Genomic DNA, 23297 nt, shown 5'->3' with positions numbered 1-23297 from the left:
GGGTGTGATAAAGGTGAAAAAAATCTTACGTACGATTGGAATTCTTTGCTTGTTAGCTCTCGTTGTTTTAGTTGGCCCAAACATATATGCAAGCTTCACAGAAAAATCAGTAGGTAGTGAGCCTATTGATAACAGTCAAACACTATCAGGACATGAGATTGCAACATTTGCGGGAGGGTGCTTTTGGTGTATGGAGCCTCCGTTTGAAAAGCTGGATGGTGTTTATTCAGTTACTAGTGGCTATACAGGTGGAGAGGAGAAAAACCCCACTTATAATGAAGTTTCTGGAAAGCAAACAGGACATGTAGAAGCTGTTCAAATCGAATATGATCCGGAGATTATTTCGTATGATCAGCTATTAGAGGTGTTCTGGAGACAAATAGATCCGACAGATGGAGGCGGACAATTTGTCGATCGTGGTCCACAATATGTTAGTGCGATTTTCTATCATAATGAAGAACAAAAAGAGCTAGCGGAAGAATCAAAGAAGCATTTAATTGATTCTGGAAGGTTTACTAAAGAAATTGTCACAGATATCATGCAAGCAAAGATTTTTTATCAGGCGGAAGACTATCATCAAGATTATTATAAGAAAAATGAGCTTCAATACTCATACTATCGAAATAATTCTGGAAGGGATGATTTTCTTGATAACGTTTGGGGAGAGGATCGAAAGTATAAGCCCGTTACAAACGCCAAGTATCCTACCTACACAGACGAAGAGCTAAAAGATAAGCTAACGGATATTCAATACCGTGTCACACAAGAGGATGATACCGAAAAGCCTTATGATAATGAATACTGGGATTTAAAAGATGAGGGAATCTATGTTGATATTGTATCAGGTGAACCACTTTTTAGTTCGAAGGATAAATATGATAGTGGAACAGGTTGGCCTAGCTTTACCAAGCCTTTAGCGCCGGAGAATCTTATTGAAAAAGAGGATTATACCCTTTTCACGAAGAGAATGGAGATTAGAAGTAAGCATGCGGATTCACATTTAGGTCATGTCTTCAATGATGGACCTGAACCAACAGGCTTACGCTATTGTATGAATTCTGCTGCGTTGGAATTTATTCCAAAAGAAAAGCTAGCAGAAAAGGGATATAGCGAATTTATTGATGAATTCAATTAGGAAGTAAGAAGGACTAAATAAGAAGCGGATTCTAAGGAGAATTCGCTTCTTAAATAGCTTGAAGGCTTTAGTGTCTTAAAAGCTACAAGTATCTTTCCCGTTGGTCTTCTTTATTATTCGTTTATGTAAAAGAAAATAAGGGAATAGTAAGTTGCTTTAAACCCATCGAAGCTTGCAGAACAAATCAAGTAAACAGTATTCTCGTATAAATGAGGAGAAAGATGAGTTTACTGTTTTCTATAGGCTAGATGTTTTTACATAATAGATCCCTTGAAGTGCTGAGTAAGGAGTCCCCTGTGTTGTACATAGCTTTTTCTTCCTTTCCAGAATACTTTAATTAAAGAATCTAGTTAGTAGATAAAATCAACATGTAAGAAAACAGTTTAATGCCAAGAGGTGTAAAGAGTAATAAATGTAATCCGACTTACAGTTTGAGACGCAATCGTTTGCTATGATTGGTTTACCTTATGTCATTTAAGAGGTCGGTTTGGCAAATTATCTGTAAGGGTAATGATGGATTTCGTAATGAAAAGGGGTTGATGATATGAAAAAAATAAAAATTGTCGGAAGCATGTTGATATTATTATTCGTCTTAACAGCATGTGCAAATGAAAGTGATCGAGATAAGGAAACAAATAGTCTACAAAAAATGGAATGGACAGACATTGAAAACGAGGCAGAGGGAACAACGGTAAGAATGTACATGTGGGGTGGAGATGAAGGAATTAATCGCTACATGGATGAATGGGTGGCACCTCGTGTGGAAGAGAAATACGGTATTACTTTCGAGAGAGTCCCAATGGATACACCAGAGCAATTGAAGAAGCTTATTAACGAGAAGCGAGCGAACCAAACAGAAGGAAATATGGATATTATTTGGATTAATGGTGAGAATTTTAAAAATGCAAAGGAAAACGAGCTTATATATGGACCTTTTACAGAAATACTTCCCAATGTCCAAAAATATGTAGATATGGAAGCGTTAGACGTTCAATATGATTTTGGAACAGAAGTTGAGGGGTTAGAAGTGCCGTGGGGAAAGGTTCAATTTGCCTTTCAATATAATGAGGAAAAAGTGAAAAATCCTCCAAGTACGTTCGAAGAATTAAAGCAATGGGTAATAGAGAACCCTGGTAAATTTACGTATCCTGATCCATCAGATTTCTCCGGAAATGCTTTTTTACGCCAATTGTTCTATGAATCTGTTGGTGATGTGCAAAAGATTTTAGATACAGGCTATGACGAAAATTTTGCAAAAGAAAATAGTCAAGAAATGTGGGAGTACCTTAATGAAGTAAAGCCATATCTTTGGAGAGAAGGGAAAACCTATCCTAACAATTTAACGGAGCTTGATCGATTATATAGTCAAGGTGAGGTATATATGACCATGGGCTACAATGAGGCGAGAGCGGAAAAATTTATTGAAAAAGGCATTTTTCCTGAATCAACGCAATCCTTTATTCTTGAATCAGGCTCGATTGGGAATACTCATTTCTTAGCGATTCCGTTCAATAGTCCAAATAAGCAAGGAGCTATGACTGTTATTAATTTCCTTCTTACACCTGATGCACAATTAACCAAGCTGGATTCAACATATTGGGGAGATAATACAGTATTAGATCCTTTAAAGCTTTCGTCTGAAGAAAAAGCAAGCTTAGAAGCTATTGATCGTGGAGATTCTGTGTTACCAGCTGAAACGTTAAAAAAATATATCAAACCAGAAATACATGCAGAGTATGTAACGTGGCTGAAGGAGAATTGGGTGAATGAAGTGGTACAAACAAAATAAACACTATCTATTATTAGCACCAGCCGTACTATTCACCGTTTTGTTTGTCTGCTGCGGAATGATGATGGCGTTTTTAGAAAGTATTCAATACAATCAAACACCGACCTTTGAGGTCTATGTAGATTTAATAAATGAAAGAACATTCACAGATTCATTATTTTATAGTTTGAAAATAGCGTTTTTTTCTACATTACTCTCTATTGTGATTGGTTTTTTCCTAGTAAAAGCAAGCTATCCGATATTAGAGCGCTTTTTCCCAAGATTAGTAGCATGGTTACCGATGCTTTTTCCCCATTTTATTTGGGGGTATATGCTCTTTCTACTATTTTCACAAACAGGAATCCTTTCCTCCATTTCTCTTTGGCTGGGATTAACGAACCAAGCTAGTGATTTTCCTATTTTCTTTAAGGATCCACATGGAATTGGAATAATCCTTACCTATGTAGCCAAGGAAGTTCCATTTGTTATTTTAATGCTATTGCCAGTTTATCAACAGCTTTCTTTTTCGCAAAAAGAGCTTGTCTACACATTAGGAGGCAAGAAATGGGCAGTATTCCGATATGTGGAATGGCCATTTGTGATCCCCGTTTTGCTTGAAACGTTTTTTATCATCTTTGCTTTTGTCATTGCAGCTTATGAAGTGCCTGCTTTATTGGACGCAACCTATCCAAAGATGCTACCAGTATTAAGCTATGATTGGTTTTTTGGTTCTGATTGGTCGAAGCAGCCATACGCATTTGCTTCAATGATTGTTACAACCATTACCATCCTATTCTTTGTTTTCGTTACGTTTTTCCTTACAAAAAAACAAAGAGACTATCTTGGCCAATCTTATGGAACTGTAGAACGAAAACCAGTGAATACATCTCTTTCAAAGATGACATTTTACATTCTAGCTTTTTTCATTCTTTGTCCTACAATTCTCCTAATCTTGACTAGTTTCGTGAGAAGGTGGAATTTTGGGGAGTTGTTTCCGATAGAGGTAAGTTTGAGAGCCTGGAGTGTTCTTTTTGACAATCAAACAGCAATCTGGGAAGCAGTATCAACAAGTGTTTTCATTGTTTTATTCGTTTTGTTGCTAAATTTAATTATGGGAATACCAGCTGCAAAAGCCATGGCCTTTTATCAATTTAAAGGGAAAGCTACCATAGCAGCGATTCTTTTAGCTCCTATCTTAATACCGACAATTACAGTAGCGATGGGACTTCATTTAGTATTTATTCAACTAGGTCTAACTAATACAATTTTTGGCGTTGTACTGGTTCACCTTTTACCGACACTTCCATATACGATTAAGATATTACGCGCTGCTTTTGAAAGAATAGGGAAAAAGCAAGAAGAGGTGGCTATCTCACTAGGTGCAAATTCTGTACGTGTTTTTCTAGCCGTTTATCTTCCCCAGCTTCGGCAAAGTATTCGTAGTGTTACTTTTTTAGTGACAGTTATTTCGTTAGGACAATATTTGCTAACAGCTTTGATTGGTGGAGGAAGTGTTACGACTATGGCTATAATCTTTTTTCCCTTCTTCCAAACGGCAGATGATGCATTAATAGCGAGTTTTGCGATTCTGTTTGTTATCGTCCCTATTATTATTTGGCTCCTGTTAGAAGGGATGTTGAAAGTTATTCTTATGATAAAAAATTAGGTGGTACGTATGGAAAACGTTTATATACAGTTTAAGAAAATACAAAAATCATATAAGGAAGAACTCGTACTCTCCGTTGATGAACTGTCAATTCATAAAGGGGAGATTCTCTCCATCATAGGCCCTTCAGGTATCGGGAAATCAACCTTACTTAGAATGGTGGCTGGTCTTGAAGAACAGGATTGTGGAGATATCATTATTGATGACCAAACCGTAACAGAGCTATCACCGCAGAAACGCCCAGTTGTGTATATGTTTCAGGAATCTCTATTGTTTCCTCATATGAATTTGCTTGAAAACATTACCTTTGGTTTGAAGATGCAAAAGATGAGGCGTAAAGAACGTGAACGGTTAGGAAAAGAGATGCTTGAAAGAGTAGGATTACTCAATCTTGAGAAACGTTACCCTCATGAAATTTCCGGTGGACAAAAACAACGAGTTGCGTTAGGTCGATCATTGCTCGTAAAGCCTAAAGTTCTTCTGTTAGACGAACCCTTTTCAAGCCTTGATAAGGAGCTACGAAAAGAAACAAGACGGTGGATGAAAGGGTTGTTAAAGGATGAAGGGATGACAGTCCTATTCGTCACACATGATTTGGAGGAAGCCATGGCATTTAGTGATCGAATTGCCATATTAGGAGAAAAGCGAATTCAGCAAGTGGCACAACCGGAAGTGTTGGATCAATATCCCCAAAATCAATATGTATCACATTTTTTACGAAGTGGTTTATGGAGGGATAATCGATTTGTTTCGAAAGGAAAACTCTGCTTTTCTATTCACCCTCCTTCTGGTCAAAGTGATTTTTGGAAAGCAGAGGTAATTGAAGGGTATTTTGAAGGTGGAAAGACTAAGCTTGTTTTTGACATCCAATTCACTAACGAACAAGTTACTCTTGAAACAGATATAAAACTTAAGGTAGGACAAGAGGTTTACTTATATGAGAGTAGTACTTAAAAGGTGGTGAACGTATGAACAAGAAAACAATAGGCGTCATGTTAAGTCTTATCGTGGTTGTTGGATTTATCATTCTTATCAATCAAAGGGTTCTAAATTTCACTCCTGATATGATACAAAAATGGATACTGTCATTAGGGATACTCGCTCCCATCATTTATATCATCCTATATACGGTTCGACCGTTCATTTTATTTCCAGCTTCTGTTTTATCTCTAGCTGGAGGTCTTGCACTCGGTCCCTTATATGGAACGCTTCTTACAATAACTGGAGCGACGTTAGGAGCCTATCTCTCCTTTTTAGTATCACGTAAAATAGGTGGGAAATGGGTTGAGAAAAAATCTGGGGAACGAATGGAAAGGATAAAAAGAATTTTAGAGAAAAATGGGTTGCTAGCGATCCTTCTTTTACGCCTCATTCCTTTATTTCCGTTTGATCTGATTAGCTATGCAGCAGGATTATCTAAGATAAAAGGATGGCATTTTATACTGGGGACGTTAATTGGGATTATTCCAGGAACATTTGCTTATAATTTTTTAGGGGCAAGTACTACAACTAATAGCATGGTCACAATCGTAGGAGCGGTGATTATTTTCTTACTTGTTATGATGATTCCTGCTTTATTTAAAAATAAATTCAAAGCCTTCTTAGATCAACAAGAAAAAAAGTGAGGTGGAAGTATGCTTGATACACATGCACGTAAATATGTTCAGCCGTCCATTGAGAAAACAGCAAAGGGCTTAGTTAATCTTGGTTTAACAGCCAACCAAGTAACATGGATTGCATTTGGTATAGGGGCATCATCTGGATTGTTTATTTTCTTAGAGCAACCGATTTTAGCTGTATTGACCCTATGGTTTTCGGGCTTTTTAGATGCTGTAGATGGAACGATGGCGAGATTAACAAAGCCTTCCTCTTGGGGAACGGTGCTTGATATTACATTTGATCGGATAGTTGAAATCAGTGTGATTTTAGGATTAGCATTTGCCTTTCCAGATTCACAATGGGCCCTCTTATTATTAAGTGTATCTATTATTGTATCTATGACGATTTTTTTAACAGTCGGTGCGGTAACAGAAAAGCAAGGAATGAAATCTTTTTATTATCAAGCAGGGTTAGCTGAAAGAACAGAAGGATTTATATTATTCTCCCTCATGATTCTTTTGAGTCCTTATTTAACGATTGTTACATTGATTTTCTTTGGAATCGAGCTATATACTGCATTTCAACGACTAATGGAAGCAAAAAAAATCCTACAATCATAAGGGAGGTGTGAAATCATGAAGAAGTATGACGTCATTATCATTGGTGGTGGAGCTGGTGGTTTAACGGTTGCATCAGGCGCTAGTTCTTTAGGAGCAAAGGTTGCTTTAATTGAAAAAGAACAAAATCTTGGGGGAGATTGTCTTCATGTCGGATGTGTTCCTTCAAAAGCATTTATTCAGGCAGCGAAGGAGCTATATACGGCAAGAAACAAGGCAACAAGCTTAGGATTAACGGTAAGTGGAGAAACAACTTTAAAGCAAGTGAACGAGCGTGTGAAGAAATCAATCGATGTCATTCAAGAGCATGATTCAGATGAACGATTTACAAGTATGGGGATTGATTTGTACAAAGGATATGGTCGCTTTACGTCTGACCATACTGTACTCATTCATAACGAAGAAATATACGGAAAAAGAATTGTGATTGCAACAGGCTCAAGACCCTTTGTCCCTCCTATTAAAGGACTTGAAGAAGCTGGATATTGGACAAATGAAACGATCTTTAAACAAGAGCATTTACCGAAGGAGTTACTTGTGATTGGGGCAGGACCAATTGGATTAGAGCTCTCTCATGCGATGGCAAGACTTGGTTCAAATGTAACAGTTGTAGAGCGTGCACCTACTTTGCTTAGCAAAGAAGACAGTGATATTAGCCATGTGGCAAGTAAGAACCTTGAACGAGAATTGACCTTTCTTTTAGAGTCCGAAGTGAAGGAAGTAAAGCGTGAAAATGGGAAAAAGAACGTTATGATTGACGTAAAAGGTACAATGAAGCAATTCACATTCGATGAAATTCTTGTTGCTGTAGGACGTACCCCAAATAGTGACAAACTTCAGCTTGAACGAGCAGGTGTTCAAATGGATGAGAAAGGGTTTGTTCCAACCAATGACAGGCTACAATCGAATGTAAAACACATTTATGCCATTGGTGATATTAATGGGAAATATCCTTTTACACATGTGGCCGGTGAAGAAGGGAAAACAGTTGTCCAAAATGTAGTCTTGGGAATACCGAAAAAAATGAGCTACAATGAGATCCCTTGGATAATTTATACAGATCCTGAAATTTTTCATGTAGGAATTACAGAAGCGGAAGCAAAGAACAAGGGAATTGAATACTCAGTGTATAAAGTTTCTTTAGAAGATGTTGATCGTTTTGTAGCGGATCACGATACTTCAGGACTTGTTAAAATAATTACAAATTCAAAAGGGAATATGATCGGAGCTCACGCAATTGGTAATGGATCTGGAGATTGGATGCAAACGGTCATCTTTGCTATGAAGAACAAGAAAAAAATAGGTGATCTATCTCAAATGATTTTTCCATACCCAAACCATGCAGCTGCCATTCAACGAACAGCCGACTTGTACTGGAGAGAGAAGCTGTTTAGTGGAATTATTCCAAAGCTTACTAAAACATATATTAAGTGGTTCAGATAAACAAAAAAAAGAGATTGAACTTTTGAACTAAAACTTAAATAAGGGACAAAGAGGCTGACCCAAAAGTCTAGATTTTAGACCTTGGGTTAGCCTCTTTTCATACTTTTATCTTATTAATTCAGTTAACGTAAAAACCGGGACGTTCCATTGCGCTCCAGTCACTTGCTTTCCGCGGGGAGGAAGCTGAGCCTTTTTAAAAGAATAATTAAACAACAAAAAAATCATGCAAATCAATATACATTTGTTTGGAGAAAAGCGACAGGAAAGTACGAAAAAAGTTTAGATGACCAATATCGTCAACTCGCTTTACAAATTGAGCAAATCCTTGAAGAAGAGGAAAAGTCCGCTCCTTCCGCGGGGCTAGAAGAAAAGCTGAAAGAAACACCGATTACTTCAGAACAGATTGAACATAGTATTAAAAAGTTAGAAAAACATTTAGAAACAGAACCCAAAAATAAAGAGGCGAAAAAAGTTGTTCGATTACTAAAAAAAGACTATCTTCCTCGAAAGATGAAATATGAAGAACAAAATCGACTATTCAATGGAAGAAATAGTTTCTCGAAACAGATACTGATGCGACCTTTATGAGACTGAAGGAAGATCATATGCGAAATGGGCAATTAAAACCAGGATATAATGTACAAACAGGAACAGAAGGTCAGTTTATTATAGGTTTCTCACTACATCAAAGAGCAGGTGATCCAGGCTGCTTAATCTCTCATCTTCAACACCTGAGGGAGCACGGAGTGAAACCAGAAAATTGCCGATTCTGGCTATGGTAGCGAGGAAAACTATGACTTTTTAAAAAGAGAAGGACGAACAGCGTACATAAAATATAATACATTTGATCAAGAACAAAAAAGAAACTGGAAAAAGAAAATCGAACGTGTAGAAAATATGGAGTACGATGAGGAACTAGATGAGGTTATATGTGCAAACAGTCAACGCCTTTTATTAGGAATGAGTGACTTAAAACAACGGATTTTTCTAGATGATTTTCTAAAAGAATAGACAAATAAGAGAGTAGTAGGCGAATGACAGGGTTTGAAGAGATAAGGGTTTGGAATGGTCACAATTCAAGCCCTATTATCTCCGGAATTTGTCTATAGTCTGACAGTAGCATGTTAATAATTGGTAATATAAGGATAAGCTCTATGGTATAATCGATAGAGGAGATAGTAGGAGAGTATGTATTAGGGGGAGAAAGGTGAATAAAAGAAAAAAGATAATATTTTTGATAAGTGGAATAGGGTGTGTTTTTCTATTAATACTTGGAATTGGTCTTTATTTCCTACATCATTTTTTTGAAAAGAGTGTTAATGAGAAAGTAGGTCTCCTTCAAACAGTTGACTCCTTTCTAACCCTTAATTTTGATGGAGAGAAGGAGAAGCAACTAAAAGAAGAAAGAAGTATGATGAATGTTGAGCATGTGTCCATTTACTATTTTGAAGATGATGCTGTGCTGTTACCTATTACAAATGAAACACTAGATTGGGCAATAGAATTGAATGATGACCTTCTTGGAGACTATAAGAAAAGACCATTAGATTTGATTTACTTTAAAGATACTGAAGAATTGTCACATTTCACATCGTTGAACAATATTAGTGGATATTATTCAGATTTTGATAAAGTGATTGGAATTATAACTGAAGGTAAAGAAGGAATTGTGAAAAGGGTAGAAACACCGCTGTTTCATTTTCAGAAAACTTTACTTCACGAGTATACACACTATGCTTTTAATCAAAAGTTAAACCAGTTGAAGATTACAACTACTATTCCCCAATGGTTTGAAGAAGGTGTATGCGAATATGTTAGCTATGACCAAACCATATTAAGTCCTAGTCCTTTTACATTTGTTCCATTGAATGAATTGACTAGCTATGAGGATTGGAACCATGCACGTACTATTGATGATATCGAGCCATATAAACAAAGTTACCTTACTATTGATTTTTTAATTGGAGAATATGGAAAAGAAGTAATCGTTGAGATTTTAGAAGCGACAAAATCTCATAGTGACTTTAATAAGGGGTTTGAAAATGTAACGGGAATACCTTTAGTTAAATTAGAGGAGCAAGTAATTCAGAGTGTTAAAATAGAAAACTAGATTTAGTATAGTAAAAAATAAATTGAGAATTAAATAACCGCTTGGATTTTTATCAAAAGATCCAAGCGGTTTTGTTTGCATAGTAAAGATTCGTTCCTCATTCTTTAGTAGTTATTGTTAGTAGAATTTAGTGTCAGTAAGTTAATGTATTAGCCAGTCTCATACAATACATAATCTGAATTAGTGAAGTAAACCCTTTGTTAAGAAGGGGTTTTTTTTCCCGTATTTGCCTTAACACACGGAATGGGGAATAGTAGAGAATAGAAGGAGAAACGCAAAGAAATTCTTATAGTAGAAAAAATAAAAGCTAAAATAATGCCTTGTAAACAAGGATTTAAGAAGACTTTTCAATTTTTTGTTATTATTTTAGAATATTTACCAAGTTAACTATAAACATTTTTTACTATATGTCGATACTATACGTATAGTTGTGTTTAAACAAAAGGAGGAATTCTTATGAAATTAGAAAATAAAGTAGCTGTCATTACAGGTGGAGCAGAAGGTATTGGGAAAGCGACTTCTTTGAAATATGCAAAAGAAGGAGCAAAAGTTGTTGTCGCTGATGTGAACGAAGAGCTTGGACAAGCTGTAGTAAGTGAAATCGTTGAACAAGGTGGACAAGCTGTTTTCACTAAGGTCGACGTAACAGTATTTGAAGAAGTAGAAGGGTTAGTGAATTTCGCGGTCGAAACATATGGCACGATTGATGTTATGTTTAACAATGCAGGAATTGGAATTACAAAGCCGTTTCTTCAGCATACTCCAGAAGACTACCATAAGGTTGTAAATGTGAACCAGCACGGAGTTTATTATGGAATGCTAGCTGCTGGTAGAAAGATGAAAGAATTGGGAGTAAAAGGTGTCATTATTAACAATGCTTCTGTATTCGGTTTCGTTGGAACTTTAGGCATTACAGGGTATCAAGCAGCAAAAGGTGCGGTTGTTATGCTAACGAAGCATGGAGCACTTGAGCTTGCTCCACTTGGTATTCGTGTAGTTGGCGTTGGACCTGCAGCGGTTAATACTAAGATTGTCCAAGGCTATAGAGATGCGGGATTACTTGACTATATGAAACAACAACAAATGACGAGAGAATTAATTGAACCAGAAGAGATTGCAGATGTTGTGGCGTTCCTAGGTACAGATGAAGCTCGTGTATTAAATGGTTCTGTCGTAATGGCGGATGATGGTTTTTCTAGCTTTAAATCAGATGTAAGACCTTGAGATAGACAGGTCTAAGCACTAACGTTTGTTCCCTTAACATGATAATGATGTTCCTTGTAAATGAAAACATCCTGCGCAAGTGCCTGAGTGTGACCAAGGTACTTGCGCTTTTCATAAATTGAGCGTTAGGATATGATGACCTTCTATAATAAAATGGAGGAACAATTATGGTAGATATTAATAAAATGATTGATCAAGATTTACGTAGTAAAAACCTACTCATGTTTTGTGTATTTTCTCTATCAATTCTAGCAGCGCTTGGGAAATCTCTAGCAACAAAGGAATTGTCAACGATTCTTTTATTTAGTGTTGAACTCATAAGTTTTATAGCTATTTATTTAATAGGAGAAAAAATGCTGAAAAAGAGATTCTATTTTCAGTATAGCGGAGTTATTCTTGTCAATCTGTTTACTATGGCAGGTGTTTTTGTTGCAGGTGGTGGCTGGACGGTTATCATTGTTACGTTTTTCCTTGCCGTCTTTTCTGTTATACCGTTTAATAAAATCATTTTCACAATAGGCTATTTGCTAGGCTTTGTAACAATTATCGTCGCGATTTTGATGAGCACGAAAGATGTCGAGTCAATTAGAGCGAATATAGCAACTGTCGTATTAATCTATGTGCTAACTGGTCTAATGTTAATTGTCCTAATTCATCTAAATGGAAAGTTAGACAAGAATATTAAAGGCTTAGTGGCTATGTCAAACGAAAATGCGGAACAACAAAAGAAAGCAAAAGAAGAATTAGAAGCAAAGATGTCAATCATCTTAAAGGATGTCACAGAATCAAGTGAAAGAATCCAACGAAATTTATATTCACAAGATGAAATGAAAGCTGCCTTAGGTGAAATTGCTGTTGGGAGTAATCAACAAAGCGAACAAATCTCCACGATTTCTCAGCATGCAAAAACAACACATGAGATTATGACAAACCTTCGTTCCTTTATGAATGAATTATCGTCGAGTGCTGGGAAAACCCTTGACATCACGTCGAATGGTGAAAAAAAGGTGGCAATCTTTAATCAAGATGTAAAGGAAATTCAAACCTTTATTCTTGATTTAAATAAGACATTTTTAGAGCTTAGTCACAAGATTGAAGAAACGAATTCATTTTCTGACAGTATTAAACAAATATCTGAGCAAACGAACTTACTTGCCCTAAATGCTTCAATTGAGGCAGCGAGAGCGGGAGAAGCTGGAAAAGGATTCTCTGTTGTAGCAGATGAAATTAGGAAGCTTGCCGAAATCACCAAAACAACAGCAGCAAATATTACATCTAATCTTGATCAAGTAAATATAGAAAACAAAAGTACGTTAAATAAGATGGAAGCTAGTGAAGTGAAAATAAACCACATGTTCCACTCATCAGAGGAAATTGTCCAATATTTTGAACAGCTAAAAAATATGTTCTCGATAATAACAAACAATTTCCTTAAGGCTGAGAAATTCACGGAAGAGGTGGTTTCAAATAGTCACGAGGTAGAAAAATCAACCTCTGAATTAGCGGCTATTATTGAGGAATCAAGTGCAAGCTTAGAAGAAATGAACGCAACTGTTGAATCACTTACATCAGACAGTGAAAAGATTTCGCTGGCAATGAATCAAACATCTGGTCATGCTAAGGATATTTTGGAGCAAAAATGATTGTAAGAGTGTAGGGGAATAAGGGTACATCATCTACACGGTTATAATATAGCAAAGGAAAATAGCAACGACTTCATTGTTGCTATTTTTCTTTTTTTTTATTAGGAAATGATAAAAGACATCGATCATTTCTACATCTTTGATAGTCAATTCTCAGTAATTTGTTCGGTAAGAGAAGGCAGATAGCTACTAAGTGCGTGATGCCGTGCTTTTAGACTACCTTGAGGTTGCAAAAGCACTATTGTAGTAGTTTTGTAGACTTTCCTATATGCTAGAGCTCTTCTAAAATCCCCTCAACTTTTTCTACATGTACTGACAATTTTAAGCCCTTTTTAATAAACCCATCACGTTTAAGCTGACTCAGGATTGCACTGGTTGTTTCTCTTGTTGAGCCAATCATATTGGCAATATCAGCGTGTGTAAGCTTCATATTAATTGTTTGCCACTCTTGCTTACGTTTACCAGTTTTTTCACTTAATTTTAATAGAAGATATAATAGCCGATATTTCACATCACTTAAGGCGATTTTTTCACTTAAGCTATAAACCTCTTTCAAGCGGTTAGAGAGAATATGAATAAATTTTAAAGCGATTTTTGGATTTTTCTCAATAAATGCTTCAAAATCTTCTCTACTTATCACGCATAAATACGTATCAATCATTGCCTCTGCATAGATCTGATCATCTGTTAAAGATAAAGTAGAGGTTTCACCAAAGATATTTCCACCTGTTAGGACATCTACAGTAAATTGCTTTCCTTGATAATTCATTCTGTAAAGGCGAACCTGGCCTTCTTTTAATAAAAATAAGGCTTGAATTGGATGATTTGGCGATAGAATAACCGTCCCTTTTTTTACTGGTTTCATTTCACTTAATTCATCAATAATCTTTAGCTCCTCCATTGGGAGTTCATCGAATAAACGGATTTGCGACAATAATAATAATTTATCCAAGAAAAAGCATCCTTTCAGCTTTTATATACTGATTTTTGTATTAAGTACGTATCTTTCATGAGCTAAGAGTTTATGAGAGTTTTTATTTGGAATCTCTCATATTTTCGTGAAGGCGGAAATGGGACCACCTCTATGATATCCATGCTTTCATTATACACATATTTATCGAATTTCCTGTCATTTAGCTTACTGTTATCAATGTGTCTACACTGTATAATCCACTTATAATAGTGATGAAATCCTAAGGGGGGAAAGTGTTGAAACCAATTTTATATACAATTGATGGGTGCGTGGAGTGTTTTCAGGTAAGGAGGCATCTACTTACAGCAAATATAGAGTTTCGTGAAAAGAATCTTTTAAAAGATCGAAAGTCAGCAACTGAGGTATTCACCCTAGTAGGAGAGGTGATAGCACCGGTATTTGTAGATGGAGAAAAAATTGTAAAAGGACTGGATATCTGTCATCTTTAACATGAGTTTATAGGATGGAAGAGAGAAGAAGGGAGAAAATGTTTCTCTCTGTCTTCTTTATCTCTCGCGCATTCCTTTGTAGATAGAGCTACGTTCTACCATACATATTTATTTATAAAGGGAGATTACGACGTTTAAAGACTAATACCGCCCCTACAAACGTTAATACTCCGATCAAAAACAATGTGATAGAGGAACCTATTATACCTAGATCGCCGCCCGCTATTTTATTCGGTTCATAAAGCGAAAATAATGAGATCTTACGTATCCATTCGAATTCCGTACTTAATTTTCCTATCATGTCTAAACCAAAAAAGAGAAATGTAAGACCGCCAGATAAACCTAATGCTAATTTTTGATCGTTTACTAGTGAAGAAATGAAAAAAGAATAGCCTCCAACAGCAAAGAATAAAAGAAATCCAACAATATTGAGTTGGAAGAAAAGCTCTATCCCAATTTGATATTGGTCATCAAGTAAGAGCTTTCCCGCACCAAGGCCTCCTAAAAATGTGAAAAGCATGATTAAGATTAATCCACTAATGAAAACGACTGCTTGTGTTAAAGCAACCTGACTACGTGTTACCCTTGTAGATAAAAGATAAGCCATAGAACCCTGGTCTACTAGCTTGGCGAGTAACTGTGTAGTCACCATGACACAAAAAACTCCTAGGATAATGGGAAAAAGTAACCCAAAATATTCAGCTGAAATAAATTGCCCATAAGAACCGAGTGATTCAAGTCCTAGTCCTTGTTTTAGTGACTCTGGAAATAGCTTAATAAATTCATCAATTTCTTCTGTGTTCTCGGCTATCATAGGAAATAAAGAGGTCATCAATGCAACATAAATAGCTGATCCGATTCCAAAACTAAGAAATAGATGTAGGTTTGATTTCATCATTTGTTTATAGAGTGAGAGGTTCATTGTGAATCCTCCTTTATGTCATAATAGTTCATGAAGATTTCCTCTAAGGTCTGGTTACCTACATTTATGTTGGTAATCTCAATCTTTGAAATTTCTTGTAAGAATTCATGATAGTTTCCTTGGATGGCGATGCGAACAGAAAGCCCATTGATTGACTCAATACATAGATTGGTATTCTTAATCGCTTCCAAATCATGTGAATTCTTCAATGTAAGATCGAACAGCTTTCTTTGCATAGTCTGTAGCTCATGGATATTTCGAACAGTGACAATACGTCCACTTTTTATAATGGCAGCACGATCACATGTTTTTTCTATTTCGTCAAAGCTATGAGAGGACATAAGGAAGGTTTTTCCGTTTGCTTTCTCTTCTAATACAAGGTCAACAAATGTTTTTTGCATAAGTGGATCTAGTCCAGAGGTCGGTTCATCTAAAATATAAACATCCGGGCTGTGCATGAATGTGACAACAATGCCAACCTTTTGCTTCATGCCTTTTGACATTTTACGTATCGGGGTTTTAGGATTAAATTGGAGTCGTTCAATTAATTCATCGCGTCTGTTTTTATCATGAACTCCTTGCATACCAGCCATCATATTAATAAAGTCCATACCGTTCATTCCATCTAAAAAGGAAATTTCTCCTGGTAAATAGCCAATTTTACTTCTTGCTTTTCCTTGTTTTTCCCAGGTATCAATGCCATCTATCTTTGCAAAGCCCTTTTGAGGCTTCATATAGCCCATTAAATGCCGAATCGTTGTTGATTTTCCAGCTCCATTAGGACCTAAGAATCCAAATACCTCCCCTTTTTCTACCTGAAACGTAACCTCAAAAATACCTTTACCATTTGAAAAGGCTTGGGTAAGATTATGAACATCAATCATAAGGATCCCCCTGTTAAATTATGAAATTTTTTAAGTATATTATTACATATATTTTAGGTTTTTTATTTCATAAAGTCAATGATATAATGAAATATATGAAGTTGAATAGTTCATTATTATGAAAGTATAATCGGGTTAATTCGAAATAGAAGTAAAAGGTGATGAAATGAACGGGTTTGAAAAACGTGCACTGAAAATTAAAGAGAAAATTAAAAAAACGACAATAATTCTGTTATCGACTATGGAGCCCAGAAATATGAGGATTTCCGATATTGCTGATGCTGCAAAGGTGTCACAAGTTACGATATATAAGTATTTCGGCAGTAAGGAGGAGCTAATAAACGAAGCTCTTAGATCCTTTTATGTAACAACTATAGAGGAGTATGAGGATTTTCTGAAAGATCCAGCACACACCTTTCATGACATGATTGAATACATCATGTTCCATAAAAAAAGGGATCTAAATAAAATTTCAGGGGAAAAGCTTCAGGAGCTATTAGTGCAGAATGAAGAGATACAGGAATTTGTTACCGAGCTATATAAGACGAGGACTTTACCACTTTTTATGCAAATAATTGAGAGAGGAAAAGAGAGAGGAGAAATAAATCAACATCTCCCAGCCTCGCTTATCATTTTTTATTTAGACTTATTTAAAGATAAAACAGATGCAATGATTCAAGCATCGAGTATGTATAAGGATAAAGAAAAATTTGTTGAAGATATAACGACACTCTTTTTTTACGGGGTTGCGGGAAAACCTGAAAAAGACTTTTAGAGGAAAGTGTTCACCGTTTGATTTAGAATTTTATAGTAGTTATTAGGGCTGAAATCCTCCATTGAAAAAAGGATAGTAAAAACCGTAGCAAGCTAAAATACAAAAGAAGATGCCTGCAGATAAACGACGAAATAACTGCAGGCACATTGAATCGTTGATTAGTTGTTAGAAAAACATAATGCATATATGAGAAACAACTAGTTGCAACCTAAAGCTTATGTTTCTCCATAAATTTTTGATCAATGTAATGCTTTAGTTTCCAAGCAATCCTGCCATGAAAAGAAAAGGAACCGTATACGAATAAGCCTTCTTTATCGCCGGTAGATAGTATGGATAAAAACTGTTTTTGAGGTGTAAAGGTATTTAAGGGTTTGTTCTCTAAATAATGGTTCATGTTATCCCATAAAACTGAGCCTTGACGAACTGCGTACACACCGTTTTTAGGAAGAGTAGGATTGTCCTCTATCTCTATACAATCACCTGCTCCGAAAATATATGGATAGGTGGGATGTTGTAAATAAGAAGTAACCGGAAGAAAGTCGTGAGAAGATGAACATGATTTAAAGAGTTCATGACCGGTTGGACCTGTCAAAGGTAACACATGTGAATAGGGGATTATCTCCTCTTTATCCGTTAAAATATACGTTGATGCAACTTCTTTTACCCGCTGATTCTCATAAATGAGTAAGCCTTTTTTCCTTGCGACATCAGTGATACGTTTTGACGCTTTTTCCCCATATGTAGACAATATAGGGGTTGAGCTTATTAATATTACAGGATTTTCTTCGTTATGCCTTCTTCGCCATGCTAGAGTTGATAAAGCTAGCTCTATTCCAGCTGCACCACCACCAATAATGACTGGACGTTCTGATGCACGGAAAATGGAGATTTCTTTTGTAAAGTGGAAGTTAGGTTTTATCTTGTTTGTATCAAAAGCTTTACTTGTCGAACCGATATTAAACGAGACAAGATCAAATGAATAGGAACCTTTTTGACCCATTACTTTCTTTGTTTGAGGATCAATTTGTTCGATTGTATCTTCAATAAACTGTACGTTTGCTTCCTGACATAGTAATTGTACATTCACTCGTATGTCATCTTCCGTATAAATTCCTTCTGTAAATCCAGAAAACATTCCTGAGTAATACTGAAAAGGAGAAGGAGAGATGAGTGTTACTTTATGGATGATGTTTTTTTTACGTAATGAACGTAGGATGCCAAGATGAGCGTGACCTCCTCCAATTAACACAATATGACTCATTAGTTTTTCACTCCAAATCATTACCTTAGGGACCAAAAGTGTCTGGTTCTTTGTTCTGTCCCAGCCTCAGCTCACATTATTTAAGGTTTTTCCCAATATATTGAACAATTTTACGAAGCTCTGTTGTTGTGGGTCTGCCAAATGGACTCGTTTGTTTTTGTTGATAGAGAAGTTTTCCTTCTTCATCGACTAAGAAGTAAGCAGGCTCACCATGTGTTCCGTGATCTTCGTATGGTGCATCCTCACCATGATAGAAAACGCCAAAAGACTTAAGAGCTTCCAGGTTTTCATCAGCTAACACTGGGAAACTAAGATTGTTCTCTTTGACCAAGTTTTCAAGATTTGCAAGCTCATCTGTCGATATCGTTACAAAGTGAACATTTTTGCTTTCAAAATAGCTTATGTTCTCCTCTAGATCCTTTAACTCTTGCACACATACTGGACACCATGCTCCCCTAAAGAAAATAATAAGATGCCATGCTTTATGCTTTTCTTTATGAGCTTCGTACGAAAATTGTTCTCCATTTGCTGATGGTAGGGAGAAATTCGGTATTTGATCGTTTACTGATAATGTTGTCATAAGTAGCCCTCCTAAAATAAATCTCTTATTTCCACCTATAATATCTTTTTTGGATGATGTAATATGTAAGTCATATTACATTTACCTAAGTTATCGACTCATAAACATGTTGTGTTGATTAAACAACTAGAATCACCTATTATTTTATCTATATATGAGTTTTTAGAGGAGTAATGATATTTTGGTTATTAGTGAGCTATTTATTAATTTAACAATTTTAACATCGTTGCTATTTTTGTATCATCAATTTTTTAAAGACGCAACTTTATCACGAAAGTCTAGGTTGAATAGTAAGATTCTTATTGGATGTTTAAGTGGGGCTTTGGGAATTATTTTAATGCTCTACAGCATTAAAATTACGGAGAATACCATTATTGATTTAAGGCAGATTCCCGTCATGCTTGTTGCCTTATATGGTGGATGGGTTCCAGCCTTTGTAGCAGGTATCATGATACTCGTTACAAGATTTATCATTGGCTTTAATTTGTCTTCCGTTCTGGCCTTTGTTTTGTTGTTAACGTCAACAGTTTGTTATGTGTATGTTTCAAGTAAGGTTAAAAATATATGGAAAGCCACGTTCATTTCCATGATTTTCACGAACATTATGTTCACGATTCTTACGTATTTATTACTTCCTGATGGTGAAACATACCTTATTGTTAATCTTTTCTATTGGCTTGTATCATTCGTTGGTGGCTATTCTTCTATTTATATGATTGAATATTTACGAAAAACAAATCTGCTGTTTAAAGAATATCGAGAAAATGCCTTTATCGATCCATTAACAGGCTTAAATAATGTGAGAAGCTTTGATAAAGAAATCAATGAATCTATAAAAAGGGCAAAAAAAGTAAAGGAAGAGCTTTCCCTTCTTGTGATCGATATTGATTTCTTTAAAAAGATTAATGATACGTACGGTCATCCTGAGGGTGACGCCATCTTAAAACAAGTAGGAAAGCTTTTACAAGAACAGGCTGGAGTACATGCTGTTGTTTCCCGAAATGGTGGAGAGGAATTTACTGTAATCTTAAAAGGCAGTTCGAATGCTGAGGCAATCCAAAAAGCGGAGAAGGTCAGACGAGCAATTGAAGAGTTTGCCTTCCTCATTAACAAGGGAGCAACGACAATCCATCTTACAGTTTCAATTGGCGTGAGTACGTATCCAGATTCTACACAGGATACAAATGAACTCTATCGATTAGCCGATCATGCCTTATATGAGGCGAAGCAAGACGGGCGTAATAGAGTAGCAACGCAATAGATGGGAAGGAAAATTCCATATAGGCTGTAACTCTTTTCCTTCTTGACTCGTGAAGGTATTCTTAAAATATTATAAATAGAAATAAAGTGAAAAAGAGACGTAAAGTGAATTGCTTTACGTCTTTTTAATTGAATTTGCGAAGACTTCTAGCAATCTCTATCCTGTAGCAGTACCTCTTGTTCAGATTAAAATTCTTATTAATATTGATTATTCCTAGTAGTTTACAAGGGTTTTACTATTGTTTTTCTTTATTTCTTCTATTACTATTAAGAAAAAGTTGTTTAAGGGAAGAAGTGATAAAAGGTGATAAAGGAATTTTTACAAGATTATTCGAAAAAGACGTCATTAAAAAAGACTCTTTATCAGCTTATACATAAAAATGGACCTATCTCCAAAGTGGATTTGCAGCCTCATTTTGATGTTCCTCCAACGACAATGGCGAGAATGATTTATGAGCTTGAAGAGCGGGGGTATATTGAATCGGCTGGTTTTGGAGAGGCAAAGGGTGGTAGGCCACCCATTTTATACAAAGCGGCTACGAACACAGGTTATTTAGTCGGTGTCGAAATCGCAAGAACTCATGTGAAAGTGATGTTAGTCAATATTGGATTTGAATTAGTAGAAACGAAAAGCTTTTCTTTAACGAACATACATGACCCAAAACGGACACTAAAACTTTTAGTAGAAACGATTCAAACGTTTCAGCAGGTTTATGAAATTTCAGACGAGTTGTTATTAGGGATTGGAATTGGTGCTGTAGGACCTCTAGACCGAAAACGTGGAATCATTTTAAATCCAGAAGATTTTCCGGCAGAGGGTTGGGAAAATGTCTCTTTATTTAAGGAGCTACAAACCTTCTTTTCTTGTAAAATGACATTAAATAATGGAGCAAACACCGCGGCACTTGCAGAATACCACTTCCAACCACAAATAAATCGCCAGATCCTCTACTGTATCAATGGATATGGTGTACGGTGTGGCTATATTCATGGGGGAGCTTTACTGCACAATGATGCAGGAGATGCAAGCTCATTTGGCCATATTGTTATTGAACCGAATGGACGTTTATGTACTTGTGGGAGAAGGGGATGCTTAACAGCCTATACCTCACTTCGTGCAATCTCTCAAACAATTGCGATGAAGGAGCAAGAACAACAAGTTATAAAGACAACCGATCTTTCTTTTGACCAGCTGATATATGATTATCAAGTTGACAAACAGTTTGTCCGCGAAGCCGTTATGGAAGCAGCCTACTATTATGGACTAGGTTTATCAACAATGATTAATATTCTTAATCCTAATGAAGTGATATTACACGGAAAGCTAATCTATCAAGTAGAAGACTATTTTCAGGAAGTAATCAATGTGGCTAAGAATCATATTTATTCAAACCAAGAAATGAAAATCAGAAAAGGTACATTTGGAGAAGATGCTGCTCCAATAGGTGCTGCAATCCAACTTTTCTATGACTATTTCTAAAAGAGCCTGACACAAAATCAGAAAAAAGAGGCTGACCCAAAAGTCTAGATTTTAGACCTTGGGTTAGCCTCTTTTCATACTTTTATCTTTTTAATTCAGTTAACGTAAAAACCGGGACGTTCCATTCCACTATCGATCTAAAATTGTATTCATAGAAGCAAAACCCTTATGAAAACAGTCTTTACAGATAAAAAAAGTTACTAACCGAAAATATCTACTTTATGTGGTTAAGTGGTAGTCAAACTCCTGATTTTCGAACGATCAATCGGTTTCGATCTGATCGTATGAAAGACATTATCTATCAAGTCTTCTTACCAATAAGGGGAAGGAATCCCTCTTTTTTCATTAAAAAAGCCTAATTATTTGTTTCTACACGAAAGATAAAGAAAGGGTGCTCAAAAGGTCGTTATTTAACAACCTTTTGAGTCACCCCCTTTTTTTGTGTATTCGAATAACTTATTGCTTTGAACCTCAATTTCTAGGTTTTTACCTAGATAAAGGGTTTACTCTCTATATAGTGTGTCACTATATTCTTTCTTGCTTACTAAAGTATTTCAAGTGAAAGAGGACTATATTCTCTGAAGCACTTATCTCATATAGCAATAAAGTTGAAGGATACAGTCTCTATTTAAGAAGTTCTTTCTATTAAAAGCTAATCTAATTATGCTTGCTGGTTTTCAACTTCTTGTTTTTCTAGTTTTTTAATAGTGCTCATTGTCATCCATGTAAGGAAAACGCTAATTATACTTCCTAAAAAAAAGAAGCTAAGTCCTGGTATCGAAGAAACCATATAAGAAATACCAAAGGATCCCACAATCATCATTAATGTTCTAAAAGGATTAATGATTCCAAATAAAAAGGCTCTTTTTATATATTGAAATGATGTTAGTTTGTAGTGCGCAAACAACGGAAAAATATAAACCAATATGATGACATAGAAAATGCAAAGAGAGAATAATGCACCAACAAATAGGATTGAGGTCCATCCAGTTAATGTTCTTGTATACATCAAATCAACATAGAGAATTATACCTAAAAGATAAAAGATTAAGGCAAGAATATTGGCTTGTATAAACTCACGCTTATAGGTGTTCCAGAACGTCTTAAAAATTGGTATGTCAACGTCACCCGAAACCCACTTTCTAGTAACTGAAAACATCGCTATGGTAGCAGGGAAAAAACCAAATATGCCTAATCCTACAATTGTAAATAGCAACCAAAGAAGGTTAACAATAGCTAATCGTGTAATCCATTCTGCGGTTGCATATAATTTTTCTGACATTCCCATATTAAAAACCCCTCTCGTTAAACGGTAAGACGCATTCTATCTTCTTTAAGTATAGGTTATTTTAACTGATAGTCAATGGGAGGTAGGAAGTCTATATCTAGGTTGCTAATTCATTTCTGAAAGGAATCTTCTCTTCTAGAGGCAGTGTTCAAATGAAATGTTCGCCCCTAAACAAGTTCAAGTGCATGATTTCTCAGATGGTTACAAGAACTGTCTCTTT

22 protein-coding genes and 1 pseudogene are annotated in these 23297 nt (G+C 35.9%); 17 read left to right on the top strand and 6 right to left on the bottom strand.

The features are described from left to right. Positions 1–13: 13 nt before the first annotated feature. From msrA to A9C19_RS14270, 12 genes are all read left to right on the top strand, one after another. Complete coding sequence (gene msrA / locus A9C19_RS14330) at positions 14–1135, top strand: peptide-methionine (S)-S-oxide reductase MsrA (RefSeq protein ID WP_072580561.1); 1122 nt, start codon at positions 14–16, stop codon at positions 1133–1135. 544 nt (positions 1136–1679) lie between these two features. Then, positions 1680–2924 (top strand): ABC transporter substrate-binding protein, encoded by a 1245-nt coding sequence (locus A9C19_RS14325; RefSeq protein WP_072580560.1) that lies wholly within the window; start codon positions 1680–1682, stop codon positions 2922–2924. Beyond that, entirely contained in the window at positions 2902–4569 is a 1668-nt protein-coding gene (locus tag A9C19_RS21190) for an ABC transporter permease subunit (protein ID WP_083584389.1), read from the top strand. Before A9C19_RS14325 ends, A9C19_RS21190 begins: the two co-directional genes overlap by 23 nt. Before the next feature lie 9 nt (positions 4570–4578). Then, on the top strand, positions 4579–5523 hold the full coding sequence (locus tag A9C19_RS14310; RefSeq protein WP_072580559.1) for an ABC transporter ATP-binding protein: 945 nt from the start codon (positions 4579–4581) through the stop codon (positions 5521–5523). A gap of 14 nt (positions 5524–5537) precedes the next feature. Then, complete coding sequence (locus tag A9C19_RS14305; protein WP_072580558.1) at positions 5538–6194, top strand: TVP38/TMEM64 family protein; 657 nt, start codon at positions 5538–5540, stop codon at positions 6192–6194. A gap of 9 nt (positions 6195–6203) precedes the next feature. Further along, positions 6204–6788 carry a CDP-alcohol phosphatidyltransferase family protein gene (locus A9C19_RS14300; protein WP_072580557.1) on the top strand — a complete coding sequence of 195 codons (585 nt, stop codon included), beginning with the start codon at positions 6204–6206 and terminating at the stop codon, positions 6786–6788. Between the two features lie 15 nt (positions 6789–6803). Beyond that, on the top strand, positions 6804–8228 hold the full coding sequence (locus A9C19_RS14295; protein WP_072580556.1) for a dihydrolipoyl dehydrogenase family protein: 1425 nt from the start codon (positions 6804–6806) through the stop codon (positions 8226–8228). A 147-nt stretch (positions 8229–8375) separates the two neighbouring features. Further along, the gene (locus tag A9C19_RS14290) at positions 8376–8816 is read left to right on the top strand and encodes a hypothetical protein (RefSeq protein WP_072580555.1); all 441 of its coding nucleotides are present in this window, start codon (positions 8376–8378) and stop codon (positions 8814–8816) included. 17 nt (positions 8817–8833) lie between these two features. Further along, the gene (locus A9C19_RS21815) at positions 8834–9010 is read left to right on the top strand and encodes a hypothetical protein (protein ID WP_158515095.1); all 177 of its coding nucleotides are present in this window, start codon (positions 8834–8836) and stop codon (positions 9008–9010) included. 425 nt (positions 9011–9435) lie between these two features. Then, positions 9436–10338: a collagenase gene (locus A9C19_RS14280; RefSeq protein ID WP_072580554.1), complete on the top strand. Its 903-nt coding sequence runs from the start codon at positions 9436–9438 to the stop codon at positions 10336–10338. 456 nt (positions 10339–10794) lie between these two features. After that, on the top strand, positions 10795–11562 hold the full coding sequence (locus A9C19_RS14275) for an SDR family NAD(P)-dependent oxidoreductase (protein WP_072580553.1): 768 nt from the start codon (positions 10795–10797) through the stop codon (positions 11560–11562). A 167-nt stretch (positions 11563–11729) separates the two neighbouring features. Continuing rightward, on the top strand, positions 11730–13205 hold the full coding sequence (locus A9C19_RS14270; protein WP_072580552.1) for a methyl-accepting chemotaxis protein: 1476 nt from the start codon (positions 11730–11732) through the stop codon (positions 13203–13205). Between the two features lie 271 nt (positions 13206–13476). Here A9C19_RS14270 and A9C19_RS14265 read toward each other — a convergent pair whose 3' ends face one another. Further along, complete coding sequence (locus tag A9C19_RS14265; RefSeq protein ID WP_072580551.1) at positions 13477–14157, bottom strand: Crp/Fnr family transcriptional regulator; 681 nt, start codon at positions 14155–14157, stop codon at positions 13477–13479. A 257-nt stretch (positions 14158–14414) separates the two neighbouring features. On the opposite strand from A9C19_RS14265, the gene A9C19_RS14260 reads away from it, so the two are divergent. Next, entirely contained in the window at positions 14415–14627 is a 213-nt protein-coding gene (locus tag A9C19_RS14260) for a thioredoxin domain-containing protein (protein WP_072580550.1), read from the top strand. Positions 14628–14739: 112 nt separating this feature from the next. On the opposite strand, the gene A9C19_RS14255 is transcribed toward A9C19_RS14260, so the two are convergent. Next, entirely contained in the window at positions 14740–15549 is an 810-nt protein-coding gene (locus tag A9C19_RS14255) for an ABC transporter permease subunit (RefSeq protein ID WP_072580549.1), read from the bottom strand. Then, a complete protein-coding gene (locus A9C19_RS14250) occupies positions 15546–16433 on the bottom strand; it encodes an ABC transporter ATP-binding protein (protein ID WP_072580548.1) in 888 nt (295 codons plus the stop codon). Before A9C19_RS14250 ends, A9C19_RS14255 begins: the two co-directional genes overlap by 4 nt. A gap of 166 nt (positions 16434–16599) precedes the next feature. On the opposite strand from A9C19_RS14250, the gene A9C19_RS14245 reads away from it, so the two are divergent. Continuing rightward, positions 16600–17208 (top strand): TetR/AcrR family transcriptional regulator, encoded by a 609-nt coding sequence (locus A9C19_RS14245; protein ID WP_072580547.1) that lies wholly within the window; start codon positions 16600–16602, stop codon positions 17206–17208. A gap of 208 nt (positions 17209–17416) precedes the next feature. Here A9C19_RS14245 and A9C19_RS14240 read toward each other — a convergent pair whose 3' ends face one another. After that, positions 17417–18469 carry an NAD(P)/FAD-dependent oxidoreductase gene (locus A9C19_RS14240; protein ID WP_072580546.1) on the bottom strand — a complete coding sequence of 351 codons (1053 nt, stop codon included), beginning with the start codon at positions 18467–18469 and terminating at the stop codon, positions 17417–17419. Between the two features lie 76 nt (positions 18470–18545). After that, the gene (locus tag A9C19_RS14235; protein ID WP_072580545.1) at positions 18546–19049 is read right to left on the bottom strand and encodes a peroxiredoxin family protein; all 504 of its coding nucleotides are present in this window, start codon (positions 19047–19049) and stop codon (positions 18546–18548) included. Between the two features lie 181 nt (positions 19050–19230). Here A9C19_RS14235 and A9C19_RS14230 point away from each other — a divergent pair, with 181 nt between their 5' ends. The 3 genes and pseudogenes from A9C19_RS14230 to A9C19_RS14220 all read left to right on the top strand — a co-directional run. After that, positions 19231–20310 carry a GGDEF domain-containing protein gene (locus A9C19_RS14230; RefSeq protein ID WP_072580544.1) on the top strand — a complete coding sequence of 360 codons (1080 nt, stop codon included), beginning with the start codon at positions 19231–19233 and terminating at the stop codon, positions 20308–20310. A gap of 303 nt (positions 20311–20613) precedes the next feature. Continuing rightward, complete coding sequence (locus A9C19_RS14225) at positions 20614–21789, top strand: ROK family transcriptional regulator (protein ID WP_072580543.1); 1176 nt, start codon at positions 20614–20616, stop codon at positions 21787–21789. 200 nt (positions 21790–21989) lie between these two features. Continuing rightward, a pseudogene (locus A9C19_RS14220) lies at positions 21990–22109 on the top strand (transposase); the annotation flags it as partial. Positions 22110–22450: 341 nt separating this feature from the next. Here the strand turns inward: A9C19_RS14220 and A9C19_RS14215 are convergent. Beyond that, positions 22451–23077 (bottom strand): YesL family protein, encoded by a 627-nt coding sequence (locus tag A9C19_RS14215; RefSeq protein WP_072580542.1) that lies wholly within the window; start codon positions 23075–23077, stop codon positions 22451–22453. Between the last annotated feature and the right edge of the window lie 220 nt (positions 23078–23297).

It is taken from the genome of Bacillus weihaiensis (genome assembly GCF_001889165.1).
Lineage (GTDB): Bacteria > Bacillota > Bacilli > Bacillales > Bacillaceae > Metabacillus > Metabacillus weihaiensis.
Note: the sequence above shows the minus strand (reverse complement) of the source record. Positions and strands in the feature narration are given on the sequence as shown.